Annotated in this window: 27 protein-coding genes; 23 read left to right on the top strand and 4 right to left on the bottom strand. The window is 56.4% G+C overall.

Going from position 1 to position 25,710, the window contains the following annotated elements:
- Positions 1-199: 199 nt before the first annotated feature.
- From QML71_RS10945 to QML71_RS10915, 7 genes are all read left to right on the top strand, one after another.
- Complete coding sequence (locus tag QML71_RS10945; RefSeq protein ID WP_282011964.1) at positions 200-631, top strand: c-type cytochrome; 432 nt, start codon at positions 200-202, stop codon at positions 629-631.
- A gap of 123 nt (positions 632-754) precedes the next feature.
- Positions 755-1,636 (top strand): phosphate/phosphite/phosphonate ABC transporter substrate-binding protein, encoded by an 882-nt coding sequence (locus tag QML71_RS10940; protein ID WP_282011963.1) that lies wholly within the window; start codon positions 755-757, stop codon positions 1,634-1,636.
- A 14-nt stretch (positions 1,637-1,650) separates the two neighbouring features.
- Positions 1,651-2,397 (top strand): phosphonate ABC transporter ATP-binding protein, encoded by a 747-nt coding sequence (gene phnC, locus QML71_RS10935; RefSeq protein WP_282011962.1) that lies wholly within the window; start codon positions 1,651-1,653, stop codon positions 2,395-2,397.
- Positions 2,398-2,500: 103 nt separating this feature from the next.
- Complete coding sequence (glgP, locus tag QML71_RS10930) at positions 2,501-4,249, top strand: alpha-glucan family phosphorylase (RefSeq protein ID WP_282011961.1); 1,749 nt, start codon at positions 2,501-2,503, stop codon at positions 4,247-4,249.
- Positions 4,250-4,398: 149 nt separating this feature from the next.
- Positions 4,399-4,902, top strand: coding sequence for a hypothetical protein (locus QML71_RS10925; RefSeq protein WP_282011960.1), 504 nt, complete (start codon positions 4,399-4,401; stop codon positions 4,900-4,902).
- Positions 4,856-6,502, top strand: a complete 1,647-nt coding sequence (locus tag QML71_RS10920) for an ethylbenzene dehydrogenase-related protein (RefSeq protein WP_282011959.1) — start codon at positions 4,856-4,858, stop codon at positions 6,500-6,502. Before QML71_RS10925 ends, QML71_RS10920 begins: the two co-directional genes overlap by 47 nt.
- A gap of 131 nt (positions 6,503-6,633) precedes the next feature.
- Positions 6,634-8,178: an NHL repeat-containing protein gene (locus QML71_RS10915; protein WP_282011958.1), complete on the top strand. Its 1,545-nt coding sequence runs from the start codon at positions 6,634-6,636 to the stop codon at positions 8,176-8,178.
- A 96-nt stretch (positions 8,179-8,274) separates the two neighbouring features.
- Here QML71_RS10915 and QML71_RS10910 read toward each other — a convergent pair whose 3' ends face one another.
- The 3 genes from QML71_RS10910 to QML71_RS10900 all read right to left on the bottom strand — a co-directional run bounded on the left by QML71_RS10910 (position 8,275) and on the right by QML71_RS10900 (position 12,749).
- Positions 8,275-9,666 carry a hypothetical protein gene (locus QML71_RS10910; RefSeq protein ID WP_282011957.1) on the bottom strand — a complete coding sequence of 464 codons (1,392 nt, stop codon included), beginning with the start codon at positions 9,664-9,666 and terminating at the stop codon, positions 8,275-8,277.
- A gap of 23 nt (positions 9,667-9,689) precedes the next feature.
- On the bottom strand, positions 9,690-10,796 hold the full coding sequence (locus QML71_RS10905; protein WP_282011956.1) for a tetratricopeptide repeat protein: 1,107 nt from the start codon (positions 10,794-10,796) through the stop codon (positions 9,690-9,692).
- Between the two features lie 141 nt (positions 10,797-10,937).
- On the bottom strand, positions 10,938-12,749 hold the full coding sequence (locus tag QML71_RS10900) for a B12-binding domain-containing radical SAM protein (RefSeq protein WP_282011955.1): 1,812 nt from the start codon (positions 12,747-12,749) through the stop codon (positions 10,938-10,940).
- 308 nt (positions 12,750-13,057) lie between these two features.
- Here QML71_RS10900 and QML71_RS10895 point away from each other — a divergent pair, with 308 nt between their 5' ends.
- From QML71_RS10895 to QML71_RS10820, 16 genes are all read left to right on the top strand, one after another.
- The gene (locus tag QML71_RS10895; protein ID WP_282011954.1) at positions 13,058-13,672 is read left to right on the top strand and encodes a hypothetical protein; all 615 of its coding nucleotides are present in this window, start codon (positions 13,058-13,060) and stop codon (positions 13,670-13,672) included.
- 254 nt (positions 13,673-13,926) lie between these two features.
- Complete coding sequence (locus QML71_RS10890) at positions 13,927-14,949, top strand: NHL repeat-containing protein (protein WP_282011953.1); 1,023 nt, start codon at positions 13,927-13,929, stop codon at positions 14,947-14,949.
- Positions 14,942-15,574, top strand: coding sequence for an Lcl C-terminal domain-containing protein (locus QML71_RS10885; protein ID WP_282011952.1), 633 nt, complete (start codon positions 14,942-14,944; stop codon positions 15,572-15,574). Before QML71_RS10890 ends, QML71_RS10885 begins: the two co-directional genes overlap by 8 nt.
- A 93-nt stretch (positions 15,575-15,667) precedes the next feature.
- Positions 15,668-16,507 (top strand): tetratricopeptide repeat protein, encoded by an 840-nt coding sequence (locus QML71_RS10880; protein WP_282011951.1) that lies wholly within the window; start codon positions 15,668-15,670, stop codon positions 16,505-16,507.
- Positions 16,508-16,556: 49 nt separating this feature from the next.
- Complete coding sequence (locus QML71_RS10875; protein WP_282011950.1) at positions 16,557-16,952, top strand: leucine-rich repeat domain-containing protein; 396 nt, start codon at positions 16,557-16,559, stop codon at positions 16,950-16,952.
- 293 nt (positions 16,953-17,245) lie between these two features.
- Entirely contained in the window at positions 17,246-17,737 is a 492-nt protein-coding gene (locus QML71_RS10870; RefSeq protein ID WP_282011949.1) for a hypothetical protein, read from the top strand.
- A gap of 128 nt (positions 17,738-17,865) precedes the next feature.
- A complete protein-coding gene (locus tag QML71_RS10865; protein WP_282011948.1) occupies positions 17,866-18,363 on the top strand; it encodes an Lcl C-terminal domain-containing protein in 498 nt (165 codons plus the stop codon).
- Between the two features lie 202 nt (positions 18,364-18,565).
- Positions 18,566-19,006, top strand: coding sequence for an Lcl domain-containing protein (locus QML71_RS10860; RefSeq protein WP_282011947.1), 441 nt, complete (start codon positions 18,566-18,568; stop codon positions 19,004-19,006).
- Between the two features lie 57 nt (positions 19,007-19,063).
- Positions 19,064-19,699, top strand: coding sequence for an Lcl C-terminal domain-containing protein (locus QML71_RS10855; RefSeq protein WP_282011946.1), 636 nt, complete (start codon positions 19,064-19,066; stop codon positions 19,697-19,699).
- Positions 19,700-19,737: 38 nt separating this feature from the next.
- Positions 19,738-19,953: a UXX-star selenoprotein family 1 gene (gene uxx1, locus QML71_RS10850; RefSeq protein WP_345742327.1), complete on the top strand. Its 216-nt coding sequence runs from the start codon at positions 19,738-19,740 to the stop codon at positions 19,951-19,953.
- A gap of 16 nt (positions 19,954-19,969) precedes the next feature.
- Entirely contained in the window at positions 19,970-20,536 is a 567-nt protein-coding gene (locus QML71_RS10845) for an Lcl C-terminal domain-containing protein (RefSeq protein ID WP_282011944.1), read from the top strand.
- A 15-nt stretch (positions 20,537-20,551) separates the two neighbouring features.
- Positions 20,552-21,427 (top strand): Lcl C-terminal domain-containing protein, encoded by an 876-nt coding sequence (locus QML71_RS10840; protein ID WP_282011943.1) that lies wholly within the window; start codon positions 20,552-20,554, stop codon positions 21,425-21,427.
- 15 nt (positions 21,428-21,442) lie between these two features.
- Positions 21,443-21,910 (top strand): Lcl C-terminal domain-containing protein, encoded by a 468-nt coding sequence (locus QML71_RS10835; protein ID WP_282011942.1) that lies wholly within the window; start codon positions 21,443-21,445, stop codon positions 21,908-21,910.
- A 51-nt stretch (positions 21,911-21,961) separates the two neighbouring features.
- Positions 21,962-22,396, top strand: coding sequence for an Lcl C-terminal domain-containing protein (locus QML71_RS10830; protein ID WP_282011941.1), 435 nt, complete (start codon positions 21,962-21,964; stop codon positions 22,394-22,396).
- A 79-nt stretch (positions 22,397-22,475) separates the two neighbouring features.
- Entirely contained in the window at positions 22,476-23,246 is a 771-nt protein-coding gene (locus QML71_RS10825) for a YecA family protein (protein WP_282011940.1), read from the top strand.
- Positions 23,247-23,331: 85 nt separating this feature from the next.
- Positions 23,332-23,964, top strand: a complete 633-nt coding sequence (locus QML71_RS10820; RefSeq protein WP_282011939.1) for a peptidylprolyl isomerase — start codon at positions 23,332-23,334, stop codon at positions 23,962-23,964.
- An 85-nt stretch (positions 23,965-24,049) separates the two neighbouring features.
- On the opposite strand, the gene serA is transcribed toward QML71_RS10820, so the two are convergent.
- Positions 24,050-25,630 (bottom strand): phosphoglycerate dehydrogenase, encoded by a 1,581-nt coding sequence (serA, locus tag QML71_RS10815; protein ID WP_282011938.1) that lies wholly within the window; start codon positions 25,628-25,630, stop codon positions 24,050-24,052.
- Between the last annotated feature and the right edge of the window lie 80 nt (positions 25,631-25,710).

Here is a 25,710-nt window from a genome sequence, read left to right as displayed (position 1 = left end):
GGGTTTCTGCCACCCGGTATGGGTAAATTTTTATTGACACTTTATGAGGATGGAATATAATTTGGCCTCATTTTTGCCAATGTTTAAATCTCCGCTGGGGCCAACCTACATTGGTACTATAACAGAATTTTCCCCGTAAACTGGTTCACCGTGGTTTGGTTTTGGATGTCTGTTAAATTCCCTTAGAAAGGAAAGATCAATGAAAAAATCACTGATTGCACTGGTCATCGCAGTTTTGGCTATGTTCGTGGCCAATACGGCATTTGCAGCTGACTGCCCGCAGAAGCGCAAAACGAAAAAAGCTCCGGGTTCCGTTTATTCCAAGGACCGGAGCGGTAACGCCGATGCCAAGAAGGGCAAAGAGATCTATGATAAGAAAGCGAAGCCGATGGCCTGCAAAATGTGTCATGGTGCCAAGGGTGATGGCGGTGGACAGCTGGGCAAGGCTTTGAAGCCGAAACCCCGCAACTTCACCTGTGCCAAAACGATGGCAGACGTGACCCCCGGCCAGATGTTCCACATCATCAAGAATGGCTCTCCCGGTACGGGCATGGCTCCTTTCGGCAAGACCTTGAGCGACAAGGATATCTGGAACGTTATTAAGTACATCCGCACGGAATTGATGAAGTAAATTCATCACCGCTGGTTTAAAAGGGCAGGGCGCCTTCTCGGTGCCTTGCCCTTTTTTATTTCCCGCAACCGGGGGCGGGGCGGGGTGTGGTAAGGTGGCCCTGAACCTGGGAGATGTCTTGCGATGATTCGTGTGGCCTGCTTTGTGATGCTGATGATGGGACTCGGGATCGGCACCGCCCCGGCAGCGGAACCGGGGAGCGCCGAGCGGCCCCTCACCATGATGTTTGTTCCTTCCGGCGAAGCGCAGGTGATCCTGAAAGGCGGCGAGGAGATCTCCCGCCGCCTCACCGCCGTCACGGGTCTTCATTTCAAATCCTCCATCGCCACCAGTTACGCCGCCGTGGTCGAGGCCATGGGCGCGGGCAAGGTGGATATCGGCTGGCTGGCTCCCTTCGCTTACGTGCTGGCGAAAGAACGCTACGGCGTCGAACTCTTGTTCATTGTGCAGCGGTTCGGCAGCCCGTTCTACCGCGGGCAGATTGTCACCCGCGCCGACAGCGGCATTCGCAGCCTGAAGGACCTTGCGGGCAAGCGCTTCGCGTTTGTCGATCCCGCTTCCACCTCCGGCCACCTGTATCCGAAAGCGCTGCTTCGGGCACAGGGTTTCTCCCCGCAGTCGCATCTCGGAGCGACGGTGTTCGCCGGGTCGCACAATGCGGTGATCCTGTCGGTGCTGAAAGGCGAGGTGGATGCCGGGGCGACGTACGACGATGCCCGCGCCGAACTGGTCAAAGCCTTCCCCGGCATCTTTGAGAAAATCCGGGTGATCGCCCACACGCGCGAAATCCCCAATGACACGGTATCCGTGCGCAAGGAACTGTCGGCCGACATCAGGCAACGCATCAAGGAAGGGTTGGTCCATCTTGCCAAAACGCCGGAAGGCTCGAAAGTGCTGAAACGCACGTACGCCATCAGCGGCTTCATGGATTTCGACGGCCTGTACGATCCGGTGCGCGAAGCGGGACGCCTCCTCGATGTGGACCCGTCCAAGCTGAACCCGTAACGAGAGAGGCCGCCGTGCTGAGTCTCGACCACGTTTCCAAAACCTACCAAGACGGCACCGAAGCGGTGCGCGGGGTGTCGTTCGATCTCCAGCCCGGCGAGTTTGCCGTGGTTCTGGGGCAGAGCGGCGCCGGCAAATCGACCTTGCTGCGCTGCATCAATCGGCTGGTGGAGCCAACGGCGGGGCGCATCGCCCTGGACGGCAGCGAGATCACCGGAGCCCAGCCCGCCCGCCTGCGTCAACAGCGGCGGCACATCGGCATGATCTTTCAGAACTACAACCTGGTGGCGCGCAGCATGGTGTTGACCAACGTGCTGGCAGGCCGATTGGGATACACCCCGGTTGCAGCCGCGCTCATCAATCATTTTTCCCGGCAGGATGTGGCGGAGGCCCACGCGACCCTCGATCGTCTCGGCATTGCCGATAAAGCCCATCGCCGCGCCGACAGCCTGAGCGGCGGCCAGCAGCAGCGCGTCGGCATCGCCCGCGCTTTGATGCAGCACCCCAAAATCATTCTGGCAGACGAGCCGGTGGCCAGCCTCGACCCCGCCGCCGCCGGGTCCATCCTCGAAATCCTGAAAGACATCAACACCCGCGACGGCGTGACGATCCTGTGCAACCTGCACGTACCGGAACTGGCGCGCCGTTTCGGCAGGCGGATTCTCGGCATGAAAGCCGGAAAGCTGGTGTTTGACACGGTACCGGACGCCCTCGACGCGGCGCAGATTGACACGCTTTATGACATGCCCGTCTCCCCGTAGAATTTTCTTGTTTCAGACCCCGATCAGTTATACATAATAAGAGCGTACCAGCCTTTTTTGGGTTGAAGCGACCCGCACCGATGGTTTCACCTGCAAGGAGTTTATGAACAGTTATCTGCGCGGCGGCATTGAGATCGACCCGACCATTGCCTATTTCAGCATGGAAATCGGTATGGAAACCGCAGTCCCCACTTACAGCGGCGGACTGGGCGTGCTGGCGGGGGATACATTGAAGTCCTGCGCCGACCTGGGACTGCCCGTCATCGGCGTGTCATTGCTGTACCGTCAGGGGTACTTCCGCCAGGAGATCACGGAGCAGGGCGAGCAGAAGGAACACCCGGTGCTGTGGAACCCGGAAGACCGGTTGCTGAAGCTGCCGGGAAAGGTTGTGCTGACGGAAATCGAAGGCCGCGACATTCTGGTGCAGGCCTGGCTCTACACCTACACCGGAAACACCGGCATGGACGTGCCCATCCTGTTTCTGGACACCGACCTCGAAGCGAACCGCGAAGACGACCGCAGGCTGACCGACGCCCTGTACGCCGGCGGTCAGGAGTTCCGGTTGAAGCAGGAGATCCTGCTCGGCATCGGCGGCGTCAAGTACCTGCGCTCTCTGGGCTTCAACCAGATCCGCACCTATCACATGAACGAAGGCCACTCGTCCTTGCTGACGCTGGAGCTGCTGCGCGAATACCAGCGCACCGTATTTGAAACCTGGGATGCAGAAACGGTGTGGGACGTGGACAAGGTGAAAAGCCTGTGCGTGTTCACCACACACACGCCGGTGGCGGCGGGGCACGACCGGTTTTCCTTCGACCTCGTCGAGCGTGTCCTGAAGACCGGCCTTTCGATGAACGTGATCCGCCGGCTGAGCGGGGAGGACTGTTTGAACATGACCACGCTGGGGCTCAATCTGAGCCGCTTCGCCAACGGCGTGGCCTACCAGCACGGGGATGTGTCGAGCGGCATGTTCCCGCATCACCGGATCGATTTCATCACCAACGGCATCCACACCTACACCTGGGTGCACGAAGCGTTTCGCAAGCTGTTCGACCGTCATGCGCGGTTGTGGACCAACGACCCCAAGTATCTCAGAGAAGCCATGACCATCCCGCGCGAGGAAGTGTGGCGGGCGCACCTCGATTGCAAGAACCGCCTGTTCGACCGCATCTCCAAATTGATGGGAGCCACCTTCGATCCCGAAATCCTGACGCTGGGATTCGCCCGCCGGGCGGCGGCGTACAAGCGCGCGTCGCTGATGTTCCGCGATCTCGACCGGTTGATCGACATCGCCGAAAACAGTCCCGGTTTGCAGATCGTTTACGCCGGCAAGTCGCACCCGAAAGACGGCGAGGGCAAGCGCCTGATCCAGGAGATTCATCAATACAAGCAACGCATCGAGAAACGCACGCAGAAACTCAAGCTGGTGTACATGCCCAACTACACCATGGATCTGGGCTATTGCATCACCGCCGGGGTGGACGTGTGGGTCAACACGCCGATCCGCCCGCACGAAGCTTCCGGCACCAGCGGCATGAAAGCCGCGCTGAACGGCGTGCCGAACCTGAGCATCCTTGACGGCTGGTGGGTGGAAGGCTGCATCGAGGGCGTCACCGGCTGGGCCATCGGCGATCTCGATCCTCGTTTGGATTTGTCTGCCGAAGAACGCGACGACCTCGATTGCCGCAACCTGCACGACAAGCTGGAATCGGTGGTGGTCCCCAAATTTTATGAAGATCGCGACGGCTGGGCCGGTATGCAGTGCCAGGCCATCGCCATCAATGGGTCCCTGTTCAACACCCATCGGCAGATGGAGCAGTACGTCACCAAGGCGTATTTCACCTCCCGCTAACCGGCCCGCAAACGCTCTATGAGCGGCCTTTTGCCTGCACCAACCCGGAGTTTCCATTGGCTATTGAAGTGTGATACCTTAGTCGGAAATACATTTTCTCTGGATGCAGGAGAAAGACAGACAAGGGGGTGTTCCTGCAAGGGGTATGCATGCGGCATCGAGCCAAAAACTGGATTGCAGGAGCGGCCCTGATCCCTGTTCTGCTGCTGGGGACATCGTCTGCATTTGCACAAACATTTGAAAACCCCGGTTTCCGGGCGACCGTGGACAATCCCATTCCCAAGGAGCCGGGTTGGAAAGACCCCACCTACCGGGGTTGGGAGTTGCTCAGCGTTCCCGGCCTCATCGCCACGTTCTACGACTTGGATCTGGATGGCACGCTGGATTATCAGGTCATCCGCAAAGTCATGCGCAAGGCGTCGAGCGAGGAATTAACCATTAAAGAAGCGATCCAGAATGCCCGGATCGATAATTTGAGCGTCTATATTTCCTACCCGGTGATTTACTTCACCTCGAAGTATCCTCTGTTTTATTGCCTGGGCGTGGATTTCCGTAAGAATTGTCTCAACATCTGGGTCGATATCGCCGAGGATGGCTTGAACGGTAATGAAACCAAATACACCTTATCCGATCCCAAACCGCTGTTTCAGTAAGCGAACCGCTCTGGTGCTGGGTCTGGCTCTGGCGCTGACCGCCTTTGACGGGCGCGGCGCAACGACATCCGCCCACGCGCACGGTGAGGACCCGCCCAAAACCGCGCCCACCGGAATGAAAATGAAGCAGGACCATTCCGGTCATGCTGATTCCGGCCACAGCCACGGCGGAAAGGGGCGCAGCCTGACCGTCGGCGCCACCGTGTACAAGCACATGTGCATTTTCTGCCACGGAGAAGACGGCAATGGCGGCGGCAAAGCCATGGCTTATCTCTACCCTTGGCCGCGGGATTTCCGCAAGGGCGTGTACAAGCACCGTTCCACGCCTTCGGGCTCGTTGCCCCTCGACAAGGACATCTTCGAAACCATCAGCCACGGCATTCCCGGCACCGCCATGCCCGCCTGGGAGAATGCGCTGAGCGAGGATGAAACCTGGTCGGTGATCGATTACCTCAAGACCTTCAGCAATCGGTTCAAGACGGAAAAGCCGCAGAAGCCGGTGCAACCGGGAAAGACACCGCCCACCACCAGGGAGTCGATCACGCAGGGCCAGAAAATTTTCAAGGAGATGCGGTGTGCCCGCTGTCACGGCACCGACCTCAAGGGGGGCGGTCCCATCGCCGACAGCCTGTATGACATCTGGGATCACCGCGTGTTCGTGTATGACCTGACCAATCCCAACACCTTCAAATTCGGCTTTGCCAAGGCAGACATCTTCATGACGTTGAGCACGGGGATCGATGGCACGCCGATGAAGGCGTACCCGCACCTGACGCGGGAGGAACGCTGGAACCTGGCGTCGTTCGTGCATTCGCGCATTCAGCAGGACCGCTACCGCAAAGCCAAATACGAAGTCGATCTGTTTTCCAAGAAAATCGATGGCGACATCGACATCGAGCCCTTCGGCGACATGTGGGAATCGGTGCCCGTTAAGAATGTGCACCTGATCGTCCTCAACGCGCGCCGCGATCCCATCACGCGTGTGGAATTTCAGTCGGTGACCAACGACCAACAGGTCGGCTTCCGCGTGCAGTGGGAAGACCCGGTTCCGAACCGGTCTTCCAGCCGTCATCAGGATTTTAAGGATGCCGTGGCATTGGAGTTCGCATTGGGCGACGTGTTGCTGCACACACACGGTCACAACGAACCGTTCTTTGGCATGGGCAACCGCGAAAAGCCGGTGAATATCTGGCAATGGCGCGCCGACTGGCAGCAGGAGATCGAGACCAAGGAAGAGCTCGAACAGGCCACGGGTGGCGAAGGCATGGATATGGATGTGATGATTTTCGGCGGCGAGGTCAACCCCGTTGAATCGCTCAACCCATTCCGCGACGTGCCCATCGAAGAAATGAATGCGGAGGGATTCGGCACGCTCACGCCGCAACCGAAGACCAAACAAAATATCCGCGGGAAAGGGGTCTGGAAGGATGGAAAATGGACCGTGACATTTGTGCGCGATCTCGAATCGCTCAACAAGTGGGACATCCAATTCAAGAAAAAACAACCCATTCTGATCGGTTTTGCGGTGTGGGACGGCCTTCATCAGGACCGCAATGGCAGAAAGACGGTTTCCATGTGGCAAAGGTTGATTTTGCCTTGAACTATGGGTTGGTATAAGATATTACTTAAATAAATCCTGAGAATTGAACCGTTTGAATAACGTTTCGTTGACCCTTGTCAACGTCATGATTCAAACGGGTGATCCGTTTTGAATGTTTGGGAGGTGGTTCCATGTCTGACGACCAGACCAGAAATGAGGAAGAAGCCAGAGAGAAGGAAGATGCTCTGAACGTGGCGGAATCCGACGTCGATGAGGTCGAAGAAGAAGAGATAGATGAAGACGTTCTGACCGAAGAGGAAATGGAGGAGGTCGATGAGGTCGAGGTCGTCGAGGAAGACGACCACGAAGTGGGCGCGATCATGGTTCTGGGGCAGAGCGGTTTTGCCGAAGGGCAGTCCAATCGTGGCGCGGATGACCCCAGCGACAACACCTTGTGCGAACCCCAGTACGTCGTCAGATTCGGTGAAATGGTGTTCGTCGCCGACCGCGGCAACCATCGCGTGCTCGGATGGAATACGTTTCCGGAAGAAAACGGTGAACCGGCCAGTTTTGTTCTGGGGCAGGAAGACTTTGCGGACTGTCTGGAAAACCGCGGCATCACCACCACCCTCGACGAAATGACGTCGGGCCTGGGTGATGAAAGTCTGGATGGCTTCACTGTCAGCAAACCGGAAGAAGACACCCTGTCGCAGCCGGCGGGACTGGATGTGATCGACGGCAAACTGTACGTCTCCGACAGCGGCAATCACCGCGTGCTGCGTTGGAACGGTCTGCCTTCGGACGATGGCGAGGCGCCGGGACTGGTGCTGGGTCAGGACAACCTGGAATGCGGCGAGGCCAACCGCCGCGGCCTGGTGGGTTCCGGCTCGCTGTTTTTCCCGTTTGGACTGCGCTCCGGCGACGATCAGCATGTCTTCGTGGCGGACAAGGACAACCACCGTGTGCTGATATGGAACAAGATCCCCTTCAACAACGGCTGGAATGCGGACATCTGTCTCGGCCAGTCGGACATGGACGAGCGCGAAGCCAACCGTGGCGATTTCGAAAACGTCACGCCGGATTCGTTGAGCTTCCCCACCAGCGTGTTCTACCACGCGGAATCGGGGAAATTGTTCGTGGTCGATCAGGGCAACAACCGGGTGCTGATATGGAACAAACTGCCCACGCACAACGGCGTGCCTGCGGACCTGGTGCTGGGCCAGCCCAATTTTTACAGCCGCGAGGCCAACGTGACGCAGGGCGGCGGCAGCCGCTGCGATGGGATCGGCATGAACTTCCCGACGGACGTGGTGTACGGCCGCAAAGGATTGTTCGTCTCCGATTCGGTCAACAACCGGGTGCTGGGCTGGAAGGAACTGCCCACCGAAAACGGACAGCCCGCCGACTTCGTCATCGGTCAGAAGACGTTCTATGAAGGCAAGTACAACCGCAACAGCGATCCCGCAGCCACGACGCTGAACGATCCGTATGGCATGTTCCTCGACGAGGACCCCGAGGATGAAGAGGATAAGGGCAAGTTGTACATCTGCGATCGGGGCAATGCCCGTATTCTGATCTGGGATGAGTTGCCGATTCCGGAAGAAGAACACGAAGAGGAGGACGAGGACGAGATGCACGCTGAAGTCGAGGATCCGGAATTGCTCATGGGTGAGGACGAGGATTTCTTCGAAGAAGATGAGATGCCGCCCGAAGAGCTGGAAGAAGAAACGGCCTGAGCGTTTCGCCTCTGTTTGACCGCACATTCAAAAACCCCCTCTCCGGTTGCGGGGAGGGGGTTTTTTATTTTCCGCTTTGCCAATAAAATGGTTTTGTCAGCGCAGTGTCAACCGGCAGAACTGGATGGCAGCGTTGGCCGGATGAAAACTGCGCTGGATGTCTTTTTCCCGGTAACCCAGCTTGCGCAGCGTTTTGTCCGCCGCCCGCACTTCGCTCTCGGTGATGTAGGCCACCGTGTCCGGCACGCCGCGCGCGTTCATGTTTTGGATCAACTGCTGCATGAGCTTGCGCTGCTTTTTGGGCGTGCCCGGCAGCGTCGGATAATCGAGGCGGTTGGGGTAGGGGCTGCGGTACCTGTTGTTGAGCGCTTGCAGGGTTTCCAGCATCAACACATCCACATCCCACGGCGCCATCTCCGCCACACGGGGGTGATTCTGCACCAGTTCCACCAGGCTGATGACGGGCTCGCCGAGGTTGCGGTGGACGAAGGTGTGCTGCGGCTCGCGGTCCACGTTCTGAAACCCGATGGCCCGCCCCACGTCCGCCAGCAACGGGAAGTTGACCATGGAGGTGTACTGGCCGCCGTACAGTTTGAAATACGGACGCCCTTCCCAGTTGAGGTGTTCGAGGTCCAGCATGCCGTAGTCGAACCCGGTGTAGCCGAAAGAGCGGCCGGGGGCCAGCAGCCGGTGCGCTTTCTCCAGCGTGCCGAACGCGCCGGCGTTGATGGGCACGGGTATGTCGTCGCCGATCGATTCCATGTGCTGCCGCACCACCTCCCCGAACGGCCAGTCGCCGAGATCGGTGCGTTGGAAGGCGCGTTCCCAGACGATGTGTTCGAGAAACGGCGGCTGCGCCTGCAATGCCTCCAGATCGGCGTTCTCGAACCGGTTGAGGAAGGTTTCGAAATCGCCGTCGAGGACGGCGCGGTCGATGAGCGGTTGCAGGTATTCCTCATACAACGTGCCCTGGCTTTTGATCAGTACGCGGGTGGCGAGGTCGTCCCAGATTTCGTTGGACAAGACCCAGGTGAGCGAGTGCGGTGCGAGGCCGCCCATGTCGCGGGCGTCCAGGTGCGCCGTGGCGAAACGCCCGGCGTGGTCCTGCAGGTGGGGATTGGCTTCGACGCCCTTCAGGATTTCCAGCGAGTAGTCGCACAGCGTGTACTGGAGGCGCGGATAGGCGCAGCCGGTGCTGTCGATGTCGCGCAGACGGCTTAAGAAACGCGCGGCCAGGTTGCCGTTGCCGACGCCCCATTCCTGCACCTCAAGAGGGGCGGTGTCGTCCGCGGGCAGCGATTGGCAGAAGCTGTGGAACGCGTCGGCGAGGGCGTGCGCCAGCCGGTGGTCGCGGCTGACGTAGGTCTGGAAATGGTTGTGGATGCCCGGACCCTTGGTGCCGTAAAAGATGTGGTTGACGTGCACCTGCCACGTGTCGGCGGGGTGGAAGTCGCCCAGCGCGGCGAGTGCAGGGGGGCCAGAATTCATCCTGGATCAGAACCGGTTGAAGGCTATTGTTTGTCTGCCGCGGTTTTTCCCGAAGTGGCGACGCCGCCCGGCACGCCCGCCATGTCCGTCTGACCGGAGATATCGGGGCGGATCAACTCCTGGTACTTATCGTGTGCCTTGGCGGAGTCCTCGTGGCGGCCGATTTCCTTGTAACACTGATACAGGTTCAGCCAGGCGCTGGCGTCGGAATCGTTGAGGCTGATCGCCGTTTTGAATTCCTTGATGGCGCTTTCGATGCGGCCCACGGAAGCAAGGAGGCTGCCCAGGTTGGTGTGCGGCAGGGAAAACTCCGGGTCCAGTTCCATCGCTTTTTTGAAGGCGTCGATGGCTTCGTCCACCATGTTCTTGGCGGAGTAGGCGCTGCCCAGGTTGCACCAGGCCTGGCAGTCTTTCTCATCCAGATCGACCACGCACTGATGGGTGGTGAGCGACTCGTCGAAGTCGCCGTTCTGGAAATAGGCATTGCCCAGGGCGGCGCGCAGTTCCTTGTTCTCCGGATCGAACATCAGTACCTTTTTCAGGATGCGGATTTCGTTCAGGTGGCTTTGCAGCATATTGTAGGCAGCGGCCAGATTGGCGTAGGACGTGGTGTCCGTCGGGTCGATCTGGACGCAGCGTTCGAACGCGCGGATCGCATTTTCAAAATAATCCTTCAGCATGTAGGCGCCGCCGAGATTGAAAAACACTTCGGCGTCGTCCGGCGCCAGTTCCGCGGCGCGATTCAGTTCGCGGATGGCCTCGTCTTCCTGCGCCGACAGGGCGTAGGCGGTGCCCAGCACCTTGTAGGCGCGGGCCTGCTTGGAATCCTTGTTGATGACGGCCCGCAATTCCTTGATGGCGTCATCGTAGTTGCCGCCATCGATGTACAGCGTGGCCAACTCGACCTTTTTCTCCAGGTTGTCCTCATCGTTACGCAGCTCTTTTTTGATCTGCCGGGTTTTTTTCATGATGGCGGTTTCCAGCTTGATCTGCTCCGGGTCCCGCACGCCCAGCTCTTCAAAAATCTCCGGATGAATCTTCATGGTCATCCAGTCGGAGCCCTTTTTTTTGTCATTGCGTTTTCGAAACTCCTCAACGTCGAAGTCTTCGTTGACATCTATATCTGCCATGAATCGATCCTCTCCTGGAAGGATTGTCGTTTCAATCACCACACAGTGTTGAAGTGTTGAATATAATTGAATTTTAGGTTATCGGGAGCGGAGGTGTCAAACCCAAAACGAAGGCGCGAAGGCGCGCAAAGTCTGAGAAAATCAAGCCTCCACGGCCTCGGTCAACGCCTCGTCCTGCGCCATGCGCAGAATTTCCTCACGGCCGAACCGGTCGAGATACAGCAGGAAATGCTCCCGCGACAGGTATTTCCAGATTTTTCTGGACGGGAAGCATTCGTCGAGGACGGCGTCGAAATTTTCATAGACGTCCATGACCTGGTCGCGGGTCATGCCCTTATTGATTTCAAAGTCGAAGACGATGGCCATGTCCCGTTCCGGGTCCTGCAGAATGCGGTCGATGGAAAACTTTTTCGGGTTGTGGAAGATGGCGGAATCTTTTTCCAGCGAGAAGGTGGACTGGCCCACCGAGTGCACCACGCCGGAACCGCGCTCGCTGTTTTCCATGGTGAAACGAATGGTCTCCTCGGCTTCCTCCCGTTCCTCGGTGGGGAACCCGAAAAACAGGTACAGGTGATTCCAGATGCCGGCGCGGGCGCTGTTGGTCAGCACGCGGTGTTCGGTTTTCTGGTCGCAGCCCTTGTCGATGATCGACAGCACGCGGTCGTTGGCGCTTTCCAGTCCGTAGAACAGCATGATGAATCCCGCCTTGCAGATGTCGCGGAACAGGTCTTCCGTCTCCACCGTGTCGGCCTCGAACTTGAGCATGCCGAGCGCGCGCATGTCCACGTTGCCTTTCAGGATGGCGGCGGCCATGCGTTTGAAGGCGTTGGGCGAGATGGCTTCGTCCGAAAACGTGAAGTAGCGCGTGTTGTGGCGTTTGCCGAGGTAATCGATGTCTTCCGCCACGCGGCTTTCGTTTTCCTTGCGGTAATAGGAATCGTAAATGTGGCTGTGCGTGCAGAACGTGCACTTGCCCCAGTAGCAGCCACGGCTCGCCATGTAGGGCAGCACGGGATAGGGCATCAGGTATTTGTCGAGCGGCATGTCGTCGAAATCGGGCCGGGCCAGTTGATCGTAGGGCAGCGACTCGGCTTTGGGATTGCTGATCACCTTGTCCTCTTCGAGGTGGATCAGGTTGGGCACCTCGCTGAGCGACCCGCCGGATTGCAGTTGTTCGATCAGGCGGCGCAGCGGCAGCTCGCCCTCGAACAGGATGATGCTGTGAAAAAACTCTTCGAACAAAACCTGTTTGTCGGCCAGGATGTCGATGTGCCGGGTGAACACGCTGCCGCCGATGACAATGTGCAGGTGCGGGTGTTGCTGCCTAAGCAGACGGGCAAGGCTGAGCCCGGCGATGACCTGGCCGATGTGAATGATGGAGATGCCGACCACGCCGTAGTCGTTCCAGTTCACACGCGGCATCAGGTGGTTTTCGAACAACCGGAGATACGGATTGGCTACCGGGTCCGCCGTGGCCTGCAGGATGCCCTGTAAATTTTCTTCCGGATTGCCCGGCATGAAAAACGATTCCAGATCGACCTGGCTCGGAAAATGCGCGAACGAGATCAGCTTCATGGCGATCTTGAGGGTGGTGTAGGCGCGCTTGTACACCGGGAACTGAAAGAAGGACTCTTCCGTGCGCAACACGTCCTTCGCTTCTTCCACGCCGGAGTAAATGCTTTCCAGATACTCCGGGTCGGACAGGATGTCGCGGTACACGTTTTTGACCTGATTTTCTTCCGGCGTGTAGGCGGGCCGCGACAGGCGCTCGCGGATGAGCCCGACGCACTCTTCCAGATAGGAACGAGACAGGAATGTTTCGTAACCCTCGATATTGAAATCGAACTGATCGACCGGGTGTCCGTGTGATTTCAGGTACCCGGCCAAAGTCGGCAACGCCAGGTACGGTTGGCTGGGGAACCACTGCGGCGGAAATATGAGGGCGGTTTTCATTAAATTCCTATTTCCATTAAGATTATTATGTTCATCATAGAGAACCCGCCAAGCTCCTGTCAATCTGAGACGGCACTTTTCGCCGGGGCCCGGCGGCTGTGCGCTGTCCGGTGACAGGCCGCAACGGGCTCACAGGGCATTCTGTGCTAACACCCGGTTTGACGGTGATTATTGGGTGAGGCAATTGTCTTGACACCCATTTTCCTATGTATATATAATGCGTAAAACCCAGAAAGGCCGTAAACTTTTATATTTTTGATGGTTACGACCATTTCCCGTTTTGAACCGTTTGTTAAGGAGATCAGGTTTTGAGCGAACAAGATACCCAAACCAATCCTGAAGACACCCAGGCCCCGGAAGATGGTCAGGAAGAGAATCAACGGACAGACGACCCGATGTCCGATCTTTCCGAACTGGAAAAGATAAAAAAGGAACTGGAAGCAGAGAAGGCCAAAGCCGCTCAGGAACTGGAAGAAGGCGACGAGGAGGACGAGGATTTACGCGAGGTCGATTACCTGCAGAAGGTCATCGATCTCTGTGTCAAATTCGACCACCACGTCGGTGTGTTCCTGATGGCGGGCTACATTGACTGCGGTCTCAAGTACAACCATCAGTTGGCCGACAGCTACATGAAGCACCTGGCCACGATTCAGGGGTTCCTGCGCCTTTTGGAAAAGGTGGACGGCGTCACCCGTGAAACGGTCACCAAGGATTGCATCGTGCGCATGCGCAATGTCATTCAGGAAATCCACAAGCACCTGGTCAAGCCGGTGTTCAAGGAAGTGGGTCTGATGAAGAAAAAGCCCAACATGGAAAACCTGGAAAAATTCCAGAGCGAGTGGAACGAGCGTTTGAACGAGTTGCAGAATGCGTGCGATTTCGAGTATCAGATTCTCGACGTCAAAAAATTCATGGTCAGCTGACATCGGTTGCAGTGGGGCCGGCGGGCGGGGCCCGGCTGTGCGGTGTTCTGGCAGGGCTTTGCAGTGCCTGGAGGATTCCATCCTCCAGGTTTGGGAAGCCTTTGCGGGCGGTTGTCTTCTCCAGGCAACCGTTTTTTTTCAAGCGCCCCGCAAGGCTTCACGCCACACCGTTTGAAAGCCTATCCCGAGTCCGGCCGCGTTCGGCGCGGCACCTTCCATACGTAATGACGCTGCATTAACTTTAAGGAACTGGAATGGCAGAAGACAACGAAGCGCTAGAAGATATCGAAGCGGAAGAAACCGTCGGTGAATCCACCGCAGTGGAAGTCCGGGAGCCGGAGCCGGTTCCGGAAGAACAACCGAAATGGGCCGATGTCGATCATTCCAAGCTTTATGTCTGGGTGGCCGACGCCGGCAACGATCGCATCCAGAAATTCGACGGCAATGGCCGGTTTCTGTTCGAGTTTGGCCGGCCCGCCGGCACGCGGCCGCCGTACCGTCCGTCGGAGTTCAAGGGACCGTTCGGGGTGGCTGTGGACAAGGAAGGCAATATCTGGGTGGCGGACACGGGTTGCCACCGCATTCAGAAATTCGAGGGCGACGGCGACTTCATCCTGGAACTCGGCACCGAGGGCTACGGACAGGACAAATTTTACTGGCCGGAAGCCATTGCTGTGGAACCGATGGGCACGGTGATCGTGGCCGACACCCACAACCACTGCCTGAAACGCTACGATGAAGACGGCGAGTTCATTCTCGGTTTCGGCTTTGCGGGCAATTTTGACGGATTCATGAAGTTCCCCTCCGGGGTCGCCACCGATGCCGCGGGCAATATCTATGTCGCCGACCGCGACAACCAGCGCATCCAGATTTTTAATGAAGACGGCCAGTTCCTGTCGAAGTTCGGTGAGTATGGATTTGAAGAGGGCCGCTTCAACTTTCCGTCCGACCTGACGGTGCGCACCGATGGCACCCTGCTGGTCGCCGAAAAGAGTCAGAACCGCCTGCAACAGTTTGATCGCGACGGCCTGTTCATCGCCTCCTTCGGTGAGTACGGCAAGCGCGACGGCCAGTTCAACTGCCCGATGGCGATCGCCGAAGACCCGTACGGATTTGTCTTTGTGGTGGACACACTCAACAACCGCATTCAGAAATTCGATCCGGACATGAATTTCGTCAGCAAGTGGGGCACCATCGGCAAGGAAGAAAAACAGTTCCAGAACCCCAGTGGCATCTGGCTTTCGTGGGAGCCGGATTGGGAGCCCAAGGATGAATGAGAGGTCCAGAACGCGGAGCCGCTTTGCCGTCGCCTTGCCGGCCGTCCTGTGTTTGCTGCTTTTCAGCGCCGGGGTGCGGGCGGAAGATGCGACGCAACCGGGCCCCGATGCGGAGTTTGGCGGCCAGATCCTCACTCTCACCGAGCCGCAGCAAGCGGATTTCAAGTCCGACGACCCGCGCTTCCGCGACAACAAAAACGGCACCGTCACCGACCTCCAGCACCACCTCGTCTGGGAACAGAGGGACTCCTATCAGTCGCAGAAAAAGTGGCTGAACTGGAACGACGCCCAAAATTACATCAAAAAATTCAACGAAACCGAATTCGGGGGCGCGTCCACCTGGCGCCTGCCCACGCGTGAAGAACTGCAAAGCCTTTACGATGAAAACAAATCGGTGCCCTGGAACTATTACTGGACGAAAAACGAGGTGCACATCGATCCGATTTTCGGCAACAGCAGTTGCTGCTACTGGTCCATCGAGGAACTGAGCGGGGAGATGGCGTGGGGCTTCAATTACATCCGCGGCAAAGCCTATCCGAGCATGAAGGGGGGCATCCAGAAATCGCTCACCGTCATTCGTGCCGTCCGGGACCTTGCGGACAGCGAAAAAGTCAGCTTGAAGTGATCGTGCAGGAATTTTTTCGGCGGAAAACGGCCCGAAGGCACCGGGGTCTGCTACAATGAAACACCGATTGCATACCATTGGGAAAAGCCCGTCATGAGTTCTGAAGAAGACAAGAATCCGGAATTCCTCGAAGGCGAGGACGCAGAGTTCGAGCCCGATGCTCCGGAAGGAGACGAGGCAGCGGAAGGGGATGGCGTCAGCAGCAACTTCCGGGTGATGGAAGACGATCCCTACGAGCGGGCCCAGAAGGAAGGCGGGGAGGAAGCGGAGTTCGATCTGGAAGCCCAGATTCGCGAGTTCCGTAACCAGATCGAGGAAGACCCGGACAACTGCATCCACCATTACAACCTGGCCGAAGCGCTGGAAGAGGTGGGCGACCACAAGGAAGCGCGCACCGAGTACGAACTGGCGCTGCAGCTGGACAAGACTCTCGACTTCCATTCCATCATCCATTTCGGCCTGGCCAACATGCAGTTTCAAATGCTGCTGTCCGGCATCCAGTCCGTGGTCGTCAAGAGTTCGGTCGGCCTGCACTCTGCTCACAAGCCGGGCGATTCCATCACGGCGGTCAACGATGACGATTACCGCGAGCCGATCGAGAATTTCGAAAAGGCGCTGGAGTTTTTGCCGCAGCTGAAAGCCGATGAGGAGCTGGTCGATTACATTTCGAAAGAGGCCCCGGGCCAGTTGGCCAATCTGTATTACAAATGGGCGTCGGACTTGATCGACAAGAGCCGGCAGATCGTGCATTACGGCGGGGAGGTTGAGGACGTGCAGCACGCGATCAAGCTGCTCAAGAAATCGATGGAGATCGACCCCAACCACGCGCAGGCCAAGATGATGATCACTTACGGCAAGAAAATGCTGGCGGAGGGGTGGAAGGCATACGACGAGTACGGTTTCGAGGCGAAGGACATCCCGGGACAGGGTTGAAGCGGTTCTGAAAAATGAGCGCGTCATGCGCGGAGCGAAGTTGGGACTTATGGCAGATATACAACGATTGATCAAAGACGGATTGAGCACGGATGGGCAGATTCTGAATTTGCGCGCCAAGTTCATCCGGGAAGTCGGCGCCAAAGAGCTGGCCCGGTGTGAAGAGTTGTCGAAGGTGAGATCGATGGACCTGTCGCAGAATGACATCGGCGATGAGGGTGCGAAGGCGATCGCCGAATCGCCCATCTTCTCCAACCTCCGCAGCATCAACCTCCGGTCGAATCACATCGGCGATGACGGCGCGCGGGCGCTGGCCAACTCGACCACGCTGGTCAACCTGCGCAGCCTGCAACTGGTGGTCAATGATATCAGTGAAGAAGGCGAGCGGGCGTTGATGAATTCCGTCCATCTGGTGAACCTGACTTCCCTGCGGTTCCGGGTCTGAAATGAGCCGGGCCGGGTAAATCGGATGAGCGCTTAAATGGTTATGAATAAAGAGTTTTTCCGGGTTCTGATAGGGGAGAAGATAAAAGCTTGACTTCATTAGAGGGTTCTGATATTTTTGCGACATCCTGAAGTAGCCTTTGTCAGCGCAAGGCAAGGCTTTACAAGGGAATCTCCCTCAAGAGCAAGAGGGACAAGCCCGCAAGGGCGGATGTGAACTGAATTTTCCAAGTCTAGAAGGCTTTGTTAGTTTAATAGTTTTACCCACATCACCTTTTTGAAAGGGGGAGCAACATGGTAAGAAAAATGGTTGCCATCGCGGCTACGGTCCTGGCTTTCGTTGCCGTCTCCACCATGGCTAGCGCCAATGAGACCACCCTGAAGCCCGGGGAAAGCTCGGTTTGTGAAAACGCTTCCTGGATTGTTTACAATGCCAGCGAAACGGATGAAACCACCTTGGAATTCGACATTGGGCCCTACGCCTATTCCTGGGACAAAGTGTGGTCCCGGGAAATCGCTCCGGGCGGTTACCAGACCAATGCCATCGCTATGCGCAGCAACTTCACCAACAAGGGTCCTGGTACCATCGTGGTGAACTGTCAGCGTCAGCGCTATGACCGGCATGACTGGAAAATCGACGCGGGTGCTGGTAAGACCTATCAGTCCGACTTCCATCTGGACCATGTTCGCCCGATGACCTACATCGAGCCGGGCCTGGGTATGCCGGAAGGAACGGAACGGGGCATCTCCGGCGTTGTCGGCAACAAACCCGAAGCGTTTCGTTAAGCATTACTACAGTTTTTAAAAAGCCGGAAGGTTTCGACCTTCCGGCTTTTTTTGTTTGTGTTTGTAGTGGATGAGCTTCGGCCGGGTTGCGATCCCTACTTTAAACTTAAGAATCAGGAGCATGACTTATGGAAGAAGAACGTTTCGTGGACCATGGTGACGGCACCGTTACCGACACGCATTCAAAGTTGATGTGGATGCAAAACGATTCTTATCTGGATTTGAAGGATTTCATCTCCTATTCCATAGCCAAAAAATATATGAAAAAGAAAAACGAGGAAGCGTTCGCGGGCCACAGCGACTGGCGCATGCCCAGCAAGGACGAAGCCCACAGCCTGTACTTGCATGAGAAGGAGAAATCCGTGCTGGACCGGTATGAGATGCCTCTCTACATCGACACGGTGTTTACGGAAGGCTGCGGGTTCAACACCTGGACGTCCAATACCATGGGTAGCATCAATGCCTACGTTTTTTCTTTTGCCAGCGGCACCGGCGGGCAGACCGACATGGACGACATCCTGCACACCAGTTTGCGGCTGGTGCGGGGGACCATGGACCCGGAATTCAAAAAGAAACTGGGTAAAATTCCGGCGCGTAAAGGCCTGTACGTTTCCGATCAGCGGTGAGACCGCGGTGGAGGCCATCAAACCTTTATTTCATTAGGCTTTATGCCGCTGCGATTGGTATTGAAAAATGGCCGTTAGAGTGATAGTTTAAACGTATATTTGATTTAAATTTCTGAAATTAAACGCCTATCAACTCCTCACCGGCTGGATGCGTCCGGATCCATAGAACGGCGGGGGGTGTTTTTTGAAAGTCGGTTGGATCATGTCAGATTGGAAGGATTTGTTTCAAGAAAACAACGACAATACGATATCTCAACTGGATGAAGATCTGATCTGGGCAAAAAAAGATTCACGCCAGGAACTGGGCAAATGGCTGAACTACGATGAGGCGATGGCCTATCGGGATGCCTGCAACGAACAGAAATATCTGGGCTTCAGCGACTGGCGCGTGCCTTCCAAAAGCGAATTGCGCAACCTGTTCAAACATGCGGATGCCTACTGGGAAATGTTCATGAACCTTCCGTCGAAGAAAAAACGGAATGTGTCCAATTACCAGGCGGGCGGGGAATGGAGTTTCTGGACTGCCGACACGCGCTACGACACGTACGCGTGGAAGTGCTATTTCCCTTCCTGCAAGGAGGTCTGTGTCGATCAGCAGGTTTCGACCACGGGAACCTCTGTCCGCCTGGTGCGTGACAGTTGAGGCATTGAGTGGTTTTTAACTGGGCTCTCCCGGGAGCCGGCTGGGAGGATTGAGACTGTGTCGGACGAAGACATTAAAAAAGAAATCGAAGAAGACGAAGACACCGAAAACCTTTCCGAAGATTTTCTCCAGGACCTCGATGAAGATTTCGATGTGGACTGGATCGGCGACGACGACTGGGATGAAGTCGAGAAGGAAGAAGAGGAAGACGAGATTCCCGTCGGTCCGCAGTTTGTGGACAATGGGGACGAAACCGTCAGCGACGCCCACAACAACCTGATGTGGAAAAAAAGCGATTCCTGCGCCGACTTTGGATACGGCATCAACTGGTTCGAAGCCAACGACTACATCGAAGAGTTGAACGAAAAAAAATTCGCCGGGTTCGACGACTGGCGGCTGTGCAGCTTCGACGAAGCCAAGAGAATGTTCGCCTTCACCGTGTCCAATCAGGATAAGGACGGTGCGGAAATCCATATCGACCCCTTGTTCACTCCCGGTGGGGGCCACAATACCTGGACGTATGAGGAAAAACCGGATTATCAGCAGTACGCGATGATCTTCAGCTATGTCACCGGCAACGAAAAATGGGAACACAAGGACAACGAATACTGTCACGTGCGGGCGGTCCGCGACGAAGTCAAGGAGACCTGGGAGCCCACTTGGCGTAAAGACACCAAAAAATTTGCTGGCTGAGCCTTCCCGGCCTTGGCCAGTTTGTATCGGGTGCTATCATGAGCAATTATATGATTTTTGGCAAAGACGATTGTCCGTATACGCAAAAAGCCCGGACTGATTTTAAAAAGCAGTGCAAACCGTTTATCTATGTCAACGTGGACAACAATCCGCATGGCCTCGAGAAGATGCTGGAATACTCCGAGGGCCAGTACATCGTGCCGGTGATCGTTGATGTGGATAAAGGCAACGTGGAGATCGGGTACACCGATTGACCTCCAGGGAGGCAGCATGGCGGACGAGGAATCAAAACAAGAGCAGCAAGCGGATGAAGAGGAATTGAAGTCGTCGGCGGTCGAGAAGGTGGAAGGCGACGACAAGCTGGAAGTGGCCGAGGAGGACAAAGGCCCCAAACGGTTTGTGGAACGGGGTCCGCATGTTGTTCAGGACACGGTCACCGGACTGTTCTGGATGAAAAAGGATTCCTGGCAGGATCGGTCCAAGTACCTGAACTGGCATGAAAGCCGCGACTATGCGGAGCTGAAAAACATCCGCAAGATCGGTGGATTCGAAGACTGGCGCATGCCCACGATCGATGAAGTGGCCACGTTGTACGACCCGGCGCTGTCGAATGTCGCCAAGGGCGGCGACACCATCCACATCGACCCGGTGTTTCCGGAAGGGTCGTTCAAGATGCAGTGGACCACTTCGGACACCTCCACCCGGCGTCCGCGTTACGACTACACGCAGGGCAAAATCACCCAGGCGGATGAATACGTCTTCGGCGCGGTGCGGCTGGTTCGTAAAGAATCGCCCAAACGGGACGATCGGCGTGTTCGTTCCAACCAGAGACGTTAACCCGGGAGCAGGGCGATGACTGAAACCAAAACCAAAGTTCGGTTTGTGGACAACGGCGACGGCACCGTCACCGACACCCGCAAAAACCTGATGTGGCTCAAGGACGACTCCTGGGTGCAAAAAGGGCACCTGATCTCCTGGTGGCAGAGTCAGGAATTTCTGTCTGAAAAAAACGAGCAGCGGTTTGCGGGCTTCAGCGACTGGCGCATCCCCAATGCCCACGAGGCCAAGGACCTGTACAATCCCGAATGGAGCAATACGGATATGGAGGGCTGCGAGGTGCACATCGACCCGGTCTTCACTTCCGGTTGCGGTTACACCACGTGGACCACGGAAACGCGGGGCGCCAAGGCGGCGATGGGTTACGATTTCCGCGCGGACTATGAATACTGGCTGGCCAAGGAGAATATGGGGTTTCCCAGCTCGGTGCGGCTGGTGCGGACGGTTGGGGCCGAAAACAAAATGCCGCCTGAGGAGCGTTTCGTCGATCACGGCGACGGCACCATCAGCGATCTCGAAATGGGGCTGATGTGGAAGAAGGACGATTCGTATCTGGAAATGGATAAGTGGGTCAGTTGGGATGAAGCCAAGACCTGGGTGTCGGTATTGAACCAGGACGAATTCGCGAAACGCACCGATTGGCGTTTGCCGACCCGCAAGGAAGCGCAGAGCATTCACGACCCGGCCAATCCGGTGACGGACACCTACGGAGACGTCATCTACATTCCGTCCATTTTCTCGCCGGGTGCGGGCCAGACGAGCTGGACCAAAACCCTGCACAAGACGGACCCGAGCGTCGCCATCCGATTCAATTATTTCAGTGGCGATTACAAGTTTCATAAAAAGGGATTGCGCAGCCACGGAGCGCGTGCGGTTCGCGATTTAAAATAGAAAGAGCGTTGGTGCATGAGCGAAGCAACGGCGGTCCCCACGGAGAACCCGCAGGGCCAGCGGTTCATAGACAACGATGAGAATACCATCATCGATATGAAGCGCCGGTTGATCTGGTTGAAGCAGGACAGTTGGCAGTTGACGGGAAACTGGCTGAACTGGGTGCAGTCGCGGGATTACGCTCTGGAATTGAATAAGAAAAGTTTTGCCGGTTACAAGGACTGGCGCATGCCGTCCACGGAAGAAGCACGCAGCCTGTTCGACAAGACCCAGGAAAACCAGGACCACATGGGACAAAAGGCCTGTCTGATGAACCTGTTTCCAAAAGGGTTCGGTTTTCTGTGCTGGACCAAGGAAACCCGGACCAAGACGCAGGCTGTGCGTTTCAATTTCCGCAAGGGAGGCATCATGTACGACGACGTGTACAGGACTTCCCGGGGCGCCACGCGGTATTGCCGGGATATCCCGAAGTCCGGCGTCTGATGAAAACCGAATGGATCCAACCTGTTTTTAGCGAGGAGACGAAACGTAAAAATGGGTAAGCGTTTTAAGGACAACGGCGATGGCACCGTCATCGATGCCGAATACAATTTGATGTGGAAACAAACGGATGCCTTTCAGGATGAAAGCCAGTTTCATGACTGGTTTCAGGCTGAACAGTACCTCCGGAAATTGAACGATAAAAAGTTTGCGGGGTACAACGACTGGCGCATGCCCACGCATCAGGAGGCGGAAAGCCTGTTCGATGAAGACGTGTCGATCCGCGACCGGGATCGCTTTGATATTTTCATCGATCCCGTGTTTTCTCCGGGCGGCGGCCACTCCAGTTGGACCTCAACGCTCAAACCGCACAACGGGGCGGTGATTTTTTATTACCGCTACGGGCACGCCAACGTCAACAACCGGGACGACCCCTGCAAGGATTCCTTGCGTGCGGTCCGGGACATAACCGACAACGATAAGAAGTGACAGGAGGCCGGTCATCGAAGGTTACAACGTCATAAATTATCAGGAAAGTACGAACGCGGTTCTCACCTTTCGGTTTGAAGTGGAGGACTTCCGGAATCTCTATGTCCTGGAAGACTATTACTGCACGAACCCTTTTTGCGATTGCGACCACGTCACCATCTCGTTGAACGACAAGGAAAATGAGGAAAATCGCTTCTCCTTCATTGTCCATTTCAACAAGGGGACGGCGCTGTTGCCGAACCACCCGGCCTTGACCGAAAAGCAGAAAAAAATTCTGGAAGAGTTCAAGGGCGAGTTGACGGATGAAATGATTCTCCATTTCAAGCAGCGTTACATGGAGGCCAAGGCCTATGGGGAAAAGAAGCCGTTGTCTTACCTGGTGTTCGAGCCCGGCCAGTTCGTCAACTACATGGAAGTGTCTCCGCGCACCAGCAAACTGCTCGATTTTTCCTACAAAGATCAGAAACACTTCGCGGAAGATGCTTACGAGCTCGACCCGAGGAATGACAATAAAAGCATCCGCCTGACATTTTTTAAATTTGAACAGGACGATGAAAAGGTCCCGCCTCTTTTTACCTATACGTATTACTTCAATGAAACGCGACGGGAAGAGGAGGACGCCAAGCTGGATGCCAAGCAGGCGGACATGCTGCTCCAGTTTCACCAGTTCATTCCCAATCTTCATGAAATCCTGAAAGACCGCTACAAGGAGACGAAGCAAATCGGGGAGGAGCTGATGAAAAACGCACCGGATCTGAAGATTCAGGCGCACAAGCCCTTGCGCAACGACCTGTGTCCTTGCGGGTCCGGGAAAAAATACAAGAAATGTTGCGCGTTGAAATTGAATTGAGACTGTGAACTGAATTTTCCTGTTGCAGAGCGGCAACACTGCAACGGAACCATCTGCGGCGGGCCGGGACCACGCGGTCACCGCAATGAATGCATACATCGCATCGAAGGGTGATATCGATATGAGTGCCAAGGAAAAGAAAGTCAAAAAAGTGCAGGCGCGGCATATCCTGGTGGCCACGAAGGAAGAGGCCGAGGATCTGAAAAAACGGATCGACGAAGGTGAGGAGTTCGTGAAGCTGGCGGAAGAACACAGCCAGTGCCCGTCCAAAAAACGGGGTGGCGATCTGGGTTGGTTCGGCAAGGGCGCCATGGTGCGGCCGTTCGAAGTGGCCGCTTTCAGTGCTGAAGAGGGCGACATCGTCGGCCCGGTGAAAACGGAATTCGGCTGGCATCTGATTTATGTTTATGAAATCAAGGACGACGTCAACCCGGACGACGGCCCTCCCACCGGGGATGAGGATGCGGATGAGAAAACCCTGCGCCTGGTTGCGGAAAACTACGCCCATGAGTTCATGATGCTGGGCTATTCGAGCAAAAAGGTTTTCAGCCTGTTCACCAGCCCCCATTTCAAGTCCGCCAACGCGGTGTACAACATCATGGGAGATGAGGAGATCCTGAAGGTGATCGCCGGTGTTTATGGCCAGAAGTACGAACCGCCGGCCAAAAAGGAAGAGTCTGCACCGCCGAAAGATGAGCCGCCCGCAGAAAAAGAATAAGAGGCGTCGCAGATCGCGGTTGCCGCGACCATAAAAAAAACCCGAATCCGATTCAACGGATTCGGGTTTTTGCGTTTCCGCCGTTTTAGATCACGACCGAATGCACTTCCAACACGCTCGAGGTTTCCCGCAGCTCACGCAGGGCTTCGCTGGTCGGGGGTGAGTCGATATTGATCACGGACACGGCGTTGCCGTGTTCGTTGATGCGCCCCAGGTGGAATCCGGCGATGTTGAGGTTGTGTTTGCCGAGCACGTTGCCGAGGTTGCCGATGACACCGGGAACATCCTTGTTGCTCAGGATCAGCATGTGTTTGGAGATCACCGCCTCGAAGTAGTACTCGTCGATCTTGACGAGGCGCGGGTCGCCCTTGCCGAAAATGCTGCCGGTGATTTCCCGCGTGCCTTCTTTGGTCGTCGCCTGCACCTGAATGGTGCTGGTGTAGTCCTTGATCTCGTTGGTTTTCATTTCCTGCACTTCGATGTTCCGCTCCTTGGCGATGAACGGCGCATTGACCATGTTGACGCCGTCGATGGCTTTCGCCAGCATACCCTTGAGTACGGAGATGCTGATCGGCGCCACGTCCAGCCCGGCGACTTCGCCGTTGTACTGGATTTTGATCTGCGTGATGGCGCCGGAAACGAGCTGGGCCACGATCTGCCCCAGATCTTCGCCCAACTCCAGAAATGGTTTGATCTTCTTCAGCGTCTCTTCATCGATCGAAGGCACGTTGACCGCGTTGCGGATGCTGCCGTACTTCAGGTAGTCGATGATCTGATCGCAGATGGCAATGGCAACCTTGTCCTGCGCTTCTTCCGTGGAGGCACCGAGATGCGGCGTGCAGATGATTTCGTTTACTTCGAGCAACGGACTGTCCTGCGGCAGCGGTTCCTTCGAATACACGTCCAGCGCAGCCTGCGCCACCTTACCGTCCTTGATTGCCTGGATCAGCGCGTCCTCGTCGATCAATCCACCGCGCGCGCAGTTGACAATGCGGATGCCCGGTTTGACGAGATCGAACTCCTCCTTGCCCAGCAGATGCTTGCCGTCGATTTTGGGCGTGTGCAGGCTCATGAAATCGGAGCGCTTCAGCAGCTCCTTGAGTTCGACCAGCTCGACACCCAGCTTTTCCGCATGCTCCTTGTTGACGAACGGATCATAGGCGATGACCTTCATGGCAAAGCCCTTGGCCCGCTCGGCGACGACGGAACCGATGCGGCCCATGCCGACGATGCCCAGCGTTTTGCCGTACAGCTCAACGCCCATGAAGTTTTTGGGAGCCCACTTTTTTTCCTGCTTGAGAGTGGTTGCCGCCTGCGGAATGTTGCGGGACATGCTCATCATCAATGCCATGGCGTGCTCGGCGGTGGTGATCATGTTGCCGTCGGGAGCGTTCATGACGATGATGCCTTTTTTGCCGGCGGCTTCGAGATCGATGTTGTCCACGCCGACGCCGGCGCGTCCGATCACCCGCAGGTTGTTCGCGGCTTCGATGACATCCGCTGTGACCTTGGTGGCACTCCGCACCACAAGGCCTTCGTATTGCGGAATGATTTTGATGAGTTCTTCCTTGGACAGCCCGGTGTTGACATCCACTTCAAAGCCGTCCTCTTTTTTAAGAATATCAACCCCGAGTGAAGAGAGGTTGTCACTGACAAGAATTTTCATAATTCAAACTCCGGGGAAAATGCCTGGATTTTCCAGAGAAGGATTCATGCGATTAGCCGGTGCGGAAGCGCCGGAATGAA

This window comes from Nitrospina watsonii, assembly GCF_946900835.1.
In the GTDB taxonomy this organism is placed as follows: Bacteria; Nitrospinota; Nitrospinia; order Nitrospinales; family Nitrospinaceae; genus Nitrospina; species Nitrospina watsonii.
This window is presented reverse-complemented; position numbering and strand designations above follow the sequence as displayed.

Bases quoted from the DNA above. Each gene is read 5' to 3' on its own strand.
- QML71_RS10945 (WP_282011964.1), top strand. From the start codon at position 200: ATGAAAAAATCACTGATTGCACTGGTCATCGCAGTTTTGGCTATGTTC.
- QML71_RS10940 (WP_282011963.1), top strand. From the start codon at position 755: ATGATTCGTGTGGCCTGCTTTGTGATGCTGATGATGGGACTCGGGATC.
- glgP (WP_282011961.1), top strand. From the start codon at position 2,501: ATGAACAGTTATCTGCGCGGCGGCATTGAGATCGACCCGACCATTGCC.
- QML71_RS10925 (WP_282011960.1), top strand. From the start codon at position 4,399: ATGCGGCATCGAGCCAAAAACTGGATTGCAGGAGCGGCCCTGATCCCT.
- QML71_RS10920 (WP_282011959.1), top strand. From the start codon at position 4,856: ATGAAACCAAATACACCTTATCCGATCCCAAACCGCTGTTTCAGTAAG.
- QML71_RS10915 (WP_282011958.1), top strand. From the start codon at position 6,634: ATGTCTGACGACCAGACCAGAAATGAGGAAGAAGCCAGAGAGAAGGAA.
- QML71_RS10910 (WP_282011957.1), bottom strand. From the start codon at position 9,666: ATGAATTCTGGCCCCCCTGCACTCGCCGCGCTGGGCGACTTCCACCCC.
- QML71_RS10905 (WP_282011956.1), bottom strand. From the start codon at position 10,796: ATGGCAGATATAGATGTCAACGAAGACTTCGACGTTGAGGAGTTTCGA.
- QML71_RS10900 (WP_282011955.1), bottom strand. From the start codon at position 12,749: ATGAAAACCGCCCTCATATTTCCGCCGCAGTGGTTCCCCAGCCAACCG.
- QML71_RS10890 (WP_282011953.1), top strand. From the start codon at position 13,927: ATGGCAGAAGACAACGAAGCGCTAGAAGATATCGAAGCGGAAGAAACC.
- QML71_RS10885 (WP_282011952.1), top strand. From the start codon at position 14,942: ATGAATGAGAGGTCCAGAACGCGGAGCCGCTTTGCCGTCGCCTTGCCG.
- QML71_RS10880 (WP_282011951.1), top strand. From the start codon at position 15,668: ATGAGTTCTGAAGAAGACAAGAATCCGGAATTCCTCGAAGGCGAGGAC.
- QML71_RS10875 (WP_282011950.1), top strand. From the start codon at position 16,557: ATGGCAGATATACAACGATTGATCAAAGACGGATTGAGCACGGATGGG.
- QML71_RS10870 (WP_282011949.1), top strand. From the start codon at position 17,246: ATGGTAAGAAAAATGGTTGCCATCGCGGCTACGGTCCTGGCTTTCGTT.
- QML71_RS10865 (WP_282011948.1), top strand. From the start codon at position 17,866: ATGGAAGAAGAACGTTTCGTGGACCATGGTGACGGCACCGTTACCGAC.
- QML71_RS10860 (WP_282011947.1), top strand. From the start codon at position 18,566: ATGTCAGATTGGAAGGATTTGTTTCAAGAAAACAACGACAATACGATA.
- uxx1 (WP_345742327.1), top strand. From the start codon at position 19,738: ATGAGCAATTATATGATTTTTGGCAAAGACGATTGTCCGTATACGCAA.
- QML71_RS10845 (WP_282011944.1), top strand. From the start codon at position 19,970: ATGGCGGACGAGGAATCAAAACAAGAGCAGCAAGCGGATGAAGAGGAA.
- QML71_RS10840 (WP_282011943.1), top strand. From the start codon at position 20,552: ATGACTGAAACCAAAACCAAAGTTCGGTTTGTGGACAACGGCGACGGC.
- QML71_RS10835 (WP_282011942.1), top strand. From the start codon at position 21,443: ATGAGCGAAGCAACGGCGGTCCCCACGGAGAACCCGCAGGGCCAGCGG.
- QML71_RS10830 (WP_282011941.1), top strand. From the start codon at position 21,962: ATGGGTAAGCGTTTTAAGGACAACGGCGATGGCACCGTCATCGATGCC.
- QML71_RS10820 (WP_282011939.1), top strand. From the start codon at position 23,332: ATGAATGCATACATCGCATCGAAGGGTGATATCGATATGAGTGCCAAG.
- serA (WP_282011938.1), bottom strand. From the start codon at position 25,630: ATGAAAATTCTTGTCAGTGACAACCTCTCTTCACTCGGGGTTGATATT.